Consider the following 7,637-nt stretch of genomic DNA (forward strand, 5'->3'; position numbering starts at 1 on the left):
TAATGCGTGAACACCCCCGTTGACGGTGGGGTATTAAACCCACAAAGAAAATGATAATTCCAGGTATAAGGCCAGTTTGAGACTAAACTAAGTAAATCTTCTCTTCTTCTATTTCATAATTTATGGTACATGAGTGCAGGTTAGGACATTTTACTTCCTGTTCCCTTTGAACTAAAGTATTTTGTCCTAATGGTACTTATATTAAATCAGGATAATTAGTGATCAAAAAACCTATTATCTCAATAACAAGACAAATCTCCTGATTCTCCCTACTACCCCACTAACTTAATTTATAAATATTCAACCAGACATCATAATCAAAATTATACATTTTATCCAGACATGATATTATGCCTAAGTGGCCAAAAAATAGAAAAATAGATGACAGCAGCAAATACCCAAAAATTAGACGTATTTGGCGTAGGTAACGCCTTAGTAGACATCCTAGCATTTGTAGAAGAAGACTTAATCACTAAACATTCTCTCCAAAAAAGCGGGATGACTCTGATGGATGCTCCAACACAAGGAGGAATATTGCATGACCTAGAACACATACCCTTACAAATGCGTTCTGGAGGGTCAGCAGCAAATACCATGATAGCGATCGCTCAGAGTGGAGGAACGGGTATTTTTGTGGCCAAAGTCGCCAACGATCCTAATGGTGAGTTGTACCGTCAAGATATGCTCGACTCCAAAATTGAATTTAATGTAGTTCCTACATCTACAGAAAATGGACCTACTGGTACTTGTGTGGTACTGACAACTCCTGATGCCGAACGTACCATGTGTACTAATCTGGGAGTATCTGTGAGTCTCAGTGCTAATGATATTGATGCAGAACAAATTAAGCGTTGTAAATACAGTTATATAGAAGGTTATTTGTGGACTGGACCGGATACAAAGCAAGCTTGTATTCAAGCAATGGAAGATTCTAAGCGTCAAGAAGTTAAAGTGTGTTTTACTTTCTCTGACCAGTTTTTAGTAGATATGTTTGCTGATGACTTCCGCGAAGTAGCGTCAAATTATTGTGATGTATTATTTTGCAATGCTGATGAAGCTCGTAGTTTCTGTGGAATTGAGTCTTTAGAAGAATGTGCTATTAAAATTGGGGAGTTGGTAGAAACAGCTTTTATTACTAATGGTAAGGAAGGTTGTTTAGTTGCCAAAGATCAAAAAATTACTCCTGTACCAGGGTTTCCTGTGAAAGCGATCGATACTGTTGGTGCGGGGGACGCTTTTGCGGGAGGTGTGTTATTTGGCCTTACCCATGGTTACACACCTATTCAAGCTGCACGTTGGGGAAATTATCTAGCTTCTGCTGTTGTACAAATTCAAGGTCCGCGTTTAGAAGGTTCTTGGGAAGATAAATTTCAGGAAGTAATATCATCTCCTAATTGAAGAATGTTATAGGTTTTAGGTTAATGGTTAATGGTTCAATCTTATTGAGTGTATCAATCTTAACAAGTTTGTAGACTCTACAGGTAGCTGTGGGGTTTGAAAACCCAACTGCTCCGAATAGTGCTGAAAAATTTTCTTCCTAATACTGGCGTTGCTGATTCTGGGTATGATTTGAGAATTTTGTATTTGGGATTTTTTATTTTGGATGGTTTGAACTACTTGTTAATATTAATTCCCAGATCCGGTGTTCCCTATTCCCTATTCCCTATACACCTACTTTCATACCTTAATTCAGCAATGACCTAATACTTAAGACCTAACGCTCAAAACACAATGGAAACGTAATTCCCTATTCCCTATAAACCTACTTTCATACCTTAATTCAGCAATGCCCTAATACTTAAGACCTAACGCTCAAAACACAATGGAAACGTAATTCCCTATTCCCTATAAACCTACTTTCATACCTTAATTCAGCAATGCCCTAATACTTAAGACCTAACGCTCAAAACACAACGGAAACGTAGCGACGATAATACACAGTATTTCAAGTTGATGAGGTACGGCAACAAAGATTTTTCAACCAGTTTTTCTGAATGGTGAGAATTTATCAAGTTAAGGACTGTACCTCATTTACTAGGAATCTGTTCTATATTTAGAGAACGACTCCAGAAGGCAAAAGTGGGAAAAACATTTCCCTGTCTAAAAGCGATCGTTAGTCTATGTTTTAACCCATTCTTTACTCTACAAAAATTATACAAGAGAGTCAGAAGACAGGACCAGTTATAATACCCCACAAATAATTTTAGGAGATTTAAACTAGAGATGTATTTCAATACGCACAGTGTGAGAAATATATCTTTGTTTTTTTTCATATCTCCCTGCTTTGTGTTTATTAGACATCTCCGAAAAAGAATAGACTTTTTGCAGAAATAGGCAACAGTTGTGCGACCCCACGGGGTTCGACAGACGCAAAGGAAAAGGCATCAAGAGAAGCAACAGGGAAGAAATTTTCTGAAAAAAAGCGCAAAAAATGCTTTATATGTGTAATGTGTAATTTCCACTTTTATGTCTATTTAATTTATAAGTATTCAATCAGAGTTGAAAAAACCATCTTCTGACTTCAATGGCAAATCTCTCCCTGCTCTCTACTTACTGCTTTTCTCCCTAGCTAAATGTAGCAAAATTTTGAGATTTGGTATTATGGCAGGGAATAGGGAATATCAAATCCGTTTAATTGCACATAGCTCCAATTTAGACAGATAGGGAATAGTGAAATTTATAGCAATACTAAAAACGTTGAAGGGTTTAGCATCCTCTACAGAGAACAGACTACTGAATTGAAGTGAGGTTGTTCAACCAGATTTCATATAACAGGCAATAATGGGAAAAGTATTTCCTTATCTAACGTTCATCATCAGTCTATTTGCTCACCAAATCGTTCCTTTCTATATGATTTAAAAATTTAGTTGATTTTAGTGATTTTGTTGAATAATTATTAAAGATTTAAGCTCAGTCTTAAAGCCAAATTAAACAACAAACAAGTTGTTTATTAAACAAGATGAAAAAAATGTAATAAAATGTGAATCAAGTGGTTCAAAAAAATAGTAATATGTAACAATATAAATAAATTAAAACTTGAATAAGCAGGCAGTAAATATTAAGTAAATATCGACTACTATCAAAAGCAAATACCAAGAGCAGTAAGTTGAGGAGTATTATAGAAATGGAAACTGCCACGAAAGATACTAAAAGCAAAGATTATCAACAACAAAAAAAGGGTCATCCTAGTGGCGATAAACGCTTTAAACAGTTAGATATTACAATGAAGCGGAATCAATATCGTCAAGATTCTTTAATTGAAGTATTGCATAAAGCACAATCAGTATTTGGTTATTTAGAATCTGATGTTTTGATGTATATAGCACGAGGTTTAAAGTTACCATTGAGTAGAGTTTATGGAGTAGCAACTTTTTATCATATTTTTTCACTTAAGCCTAATGGTGCTCATACTTGTGTGGTATGTATGGGTACTGCTTGTTATGTAAAAGGTGGTGGAGAAGTAATTAAAGCACTAGAAAAAGAATTAGATATAAAAGTAGGAGAAACAACAGCAGACGATCAAATTTCTCTGATGGCAGCTCGTTGTTTAGGTGCTTGTGGGATTGCGCCAGCAGTGGTTTTTGATGGTAGCGTCGCAGGTAAACAAACTCCAGAAGTAGTTATGGAAAAAATTAAAGGTTGGCAGGAGTAAATTTAGCCAAAAATCAACAGTCAAAATTCCATGGGTAAACATAGATATTTAAGTAAAGTTTTACCTGATTAAAAGTTGATATTTTTTGATTGTGGAAATATTTAAAGCTAGAGAAAGAATCCAGTTGTGAAGTTAGAATATTTAGGTAAGATGGAAACTAAGAAAAACCAGTAGTCCTGCATAGTAATGGTATACAAGAAACAAGGGATGCTTGGTACGGGAGCAAGATGCTCCCACTGCCGTACCTCGTAAGCAAAATAATGCAACGCACGACCATTACAATGCACCACCACCGAAAAACCATCTCACTTAATTATTTAACGATCTATTTTTACTGATTTATAAATCAAAATCAAATTCAAGGAAAGAAAAAAAAGCTATAGCACTACACAAATAGGGCGCGGACATTTATAAATGCCCAAAGTTAGTCAGGGATTACTTCTGATTTCTAACTTTTGACTTACTTCTAACTTCTGACTTGCGCTGTTAGTCAGGGATGATTTCTGACTTCTGATTTCTGATTTCTAACTTCTGACTTGCGCTGTTAGTCAGGGATGACTTCTGATTTCTAACTTTTGACTTTTGACTTTTGACTTCTGATTGACTTGCACATAGCGCTATAACTGCCGATCGCTCAATATTTATCGCTATAAATGGAGAATAATAGATGGACTATCAAGACTTGCTCGACATTGCCGAAACAGAAAAAAATAGACAAAAAAGCATTCGAGTTCACTGCTGCACATCTACAGGTTGTCAAGCTGCTAATTCTGTAGATGTAATGAAAAACATGAAAAATGCAGTTAAAACAGCAGGGTTGGAAGAACGTGTCGAAGTAGTAGGAGTAGGTTGTATGGGATTTTGTGGACGCGGTCCCCTGGTACAAATAGACCCCGACGACACCCTATACGAAGAAGTAGAACCCGAAAACGCTGCCAGTATTATCGATGCACTCAATGGGGGGACCACCGAAGTCATTAAAGGCGACTCCCAACACCCATTCTTTTCTCATCAACTCCGCATCGTCAGGGAACACACAGGCAAAATTAATCCCGAACGCATCGAAGAATATGTCGCCGTCGGTGGATATCAATCTCTGTACCATGCTTTACATGAAATGACTCCCAGTGAAGTCGTGGACGAAATTACTCGTAGTGGTTTGCGCGGTCGGGGTGGTGGCGGTTATCCCACTGGTTTAAAATGGGCAACCGTTGCCAAAATGCCAGAAGGTCAGAAATATATTATCTGCAACGGTGATGAAGGCGACCCTGGTGCATTTATGGACCGGAGCGTATTAGAAAGCGACCCCCATTTAGTATTGGAAGGAATGGCGATCGCTGGTTATGCTGTGGGAGCAAATCACGGTTTCATTTACGTTCGTGCTGAGTATCCCCTCGCCATCCAACGGTTACAAAAAGCTATTCAACAAGCAAAAAAATACGGACTCTTGGGTAGTCAAATATTCGACTGTCCTTTTGACTTCAAAATTGATATCCGCATCGGTGCTGGTGCATTTGTTTGTGGGGAAGAAACCGCCCTCATTCAATCAGTGGAAGGCAAACGTGGCAACCCCGTACCCCGTCCGCCATATCCTGCTCAGTCTGGACTTTGGGGATATCCAACTCTAATTAATAACGTGGAAACTTTCGCCAACATTGCTCCTATTCTGAAAAAAGGTGCAGAGTGGTACGCTAGTATTGGCACTAAAAATAGCAAAGGCACAAAAATATTCGCTCTCACAGGTAAAGTTAGAAATAACGGTTTAATTGAGGTACCGATGGGAATAACTCTGCGGGAAATTGTTGAGGAAATGGGAGGTGGTGTTCCTGGTGGGGAAGTGAAAGCGGTACAAACAGGGGGACCTTCGGGTGGCTGTATTCCTGTTTCCATGATTGACACTCCTGTAGACTATGACTCTCTGAGCAAAGTTGGTTCCATGATGGGTTCGGGTGGTATGGTGATTATGGATAAGGAAACTAGTATGGTTGAGGTGGCGCAGTTTTACATGGAATTTTGTCGTGGTGAAACTTGTGGAAAATGTATTCCTTGTCGCACTGGTACGGTGCAGTTATATGCTTTGTTGACTAAGATTTTGAATAAACAAGCGACTTCTATAGATTTGGAAAGGTTGGAGGAGTTGTCTTATGTGGTGAAGGATACTAGTTTGTGTGGTTTGGGAATGACTGCACCTAATCCGGTTTTGAGTACGTTGCGCTATTTTAAGCAAGAGTATCTAGATTTATTGCAGGAGTCGGAGTTTTCTAGCAATGGTAAGGTATTAACTTAGGAGTCAGGAGTCAGGAGTCAGGAGAGAAGAAGGAGGTGCGCTATTAACTTGAAATGATATTAGGAGTCAGGAGAATGTAGGAGATGGCGATCGCCTTGCTAGAGAAGTCAACTAACAGAGCATTTGGATGAGAGAGTAACCAAAATGTTAACTCCCTAAATATTTAAGTGGTTTATAACAGTTGAAAAGCTCTGCAATTTTACTTTTAGAAGAGGTGTAATATCAAATTAGCTTAGTTCGTTCTAAAAAAATGTTATCTTCACGAGCGCCATTGCCAAAACTTTCTTAATCTCCCCATATCCTCATCTTCCCCTCCTGGGAGGGGTTAGGGGTGGGTCTCCACACTATGAATCTAGTTATACCAATGCTACCGGATTTAATATAATATTAGGAGAAAAAAAATATGTCAGTAAAAACGTTAACTATTGATGGCAATCAAATTGCAGTGGAGGAGGGAACTACTATTCTTGAAGCTGCTAAGGAAGCGGGAGTTCACATTCCCACTCTCTGTCATTTGGAGGGAGTGACGGATATTGGTGCTTGTCGGTTGTGTCTGGTAGAAATTTCTGGGGTGAAAAAATTATTGCCTGCTTGCGTAACTCAAGTTGCGGAGGGAATGGAAATTCAGACTCAAACTCAGAAATTGCAAGAATATCGACGGATGTTGGTGGAGTTGTTATTTTCTGAGGGCAACCATGTTTGTGCAGTTTGTGTTGCGAATGGGAATTGCGAATTGCAAAATATGGCAGTAGAGGTGGGGATGGATCATACTCGGTTTCCCTATCGTTTCCCAGATCGGGGAATGGATCTATCTCACAAACAGTTTGGTATAGATCATAATCGTTGTATTTTGTGTACTCGCTGTGTGCGGGTTTGTGATGAAATAGAGGGAGCGCACGTTTGGGATGTGGGAAGTCGTGGTGCTGCTTGTTATATTGTTTCTGGTTTGAATCAACCTTGGGGAGAGGTGGATGCTTGTACTGCTTGTGGTAAGTGTGTGGATGCTTGTCCCACTGGTGCAATTTTCCGTAAGGGGGCAACGGTAGCTGAAATGGAGCGCGATCGCTCTAAGTTGGAATTTTTGGTCAATGCTAGGGAGAATAAACAATGGACAAGGTAAATGAAGTCTGAAGTCTGAAGTCTGAAGTCTAAAGTTAATTTGTTTGATTTCTATTTTGGCTAATCTATTTATTGTGGATAGTAAAAGGTGTTTTAGAGCAACTATTGAAATTATAGTTAGAGACTGAATTTATAAAATTCCCTGTTCCCTATTCTCTATTCCCTATTCCCTACTCCTTATTCCCTAATTAAAGGTATTAATTATGTCGAAAAAAATAAAGTCTGCCACAGTTTAGTAGGGTGCGTTGCAACGCACAATTAATTACAGATAACAGATAATTGCCTAGCGCTGTAAAAGTAGCGATAACCTAATAAAAATCAAGCACGCAAGCAAATACTATTCCTTTGAAACAGAAAATTTGAGTGCTTTTATATTCCCTGTTCCCTGTTCCCTATTCCCTGTTCCCTAATTGAAGGTATTAATTATGTCAAATAAAATAAAATTTGCTACAGTTTGGTTGGCTGGATGTTCTGGTTGTCATATGTCGTTTCTCGACTTAGATGAATGGTTGTTTGAACTTGCAAATCATGTCGAGGTTGTTTATAGTCCGGTGGGGAGTGATATTAAAGAATATCCAG

The 7,637-nt window shown here is 38.5% G+C and carries 4 protein-coding genes and 1 pseudogene; all 5 read left to right on the forward strand.

The features are described from left to right. Nucleotides 1-381 precede the first annotated feature (381 nt). On the forward strand, nucleotides 382-1,398 hold the full coding sequence (locus D5R40_RS28355; protein ID WP_124155555.1) for an adenosine kinase: 1,017 nt from the start codon (nucleotides 382-384) through the stop codon (nucleotides 1,396-1,398). A gap of 1,726 nt (nucleotides 1,399-3,124) precedes the next feature. Beyond that, nucleotides 3,125-3,652, forward strand: coding sequence for a bidirectional hydrogenase complex protein HoxE (gene hoxE, locus D5R40_RS28360; protein ID WP_124145699.1), 528 nt, complete (start codon nucleotides 3,125-3,127; stop codon nucleotides 3,650-3,652). A gap of 667 nt (nucleotides 3,653-4,319) precedes the next feature. Beyond that, nucleotides 4,320-5,939, forward strand: coding sequence for a NuoF family protein (locus D5R40_RS28365; RefSeq protein WP_124145698.1), 1,620 nt, complete (start codon nucleotides 4,320-4,322; stop codon nucleotides 5,937-5,939). Nucleotides 5,940-6,342: 403 nt separating this feature from the next. After that, complete coding sequence (gene hoxU, locus D5R40_RS28370) at nucleotides 6,343-7,059, forward strand: bidirectional hydrogenase complex protein HoxU (protein WP_124145697.1); 717 nt, start codon at nucleotides 6,343-6,345, stop codon at nucleotides 7,057-7,059. A gap of 424 nt (nucleotides 7,060-7,483) precedes the next feature. Continuing rightward, nucleotides 7,484-7,637: pseudogene (locus tag D5R40_RS40225) on the forward strand (NADH-quinone oxidoreductase subunit B family protein); the annotation flags it as partial.

The organism is Okeania hirsuta (assembly GCF_003838195.1).
In the GTDB taxonomy this organism is placed as follows: domain Bacteria; phylum Cyanobacteriota; class Cyanobacteriia; order Cyanobacteriales; family Microcoleaceae; genus Okeania; species Okeania hirsuta.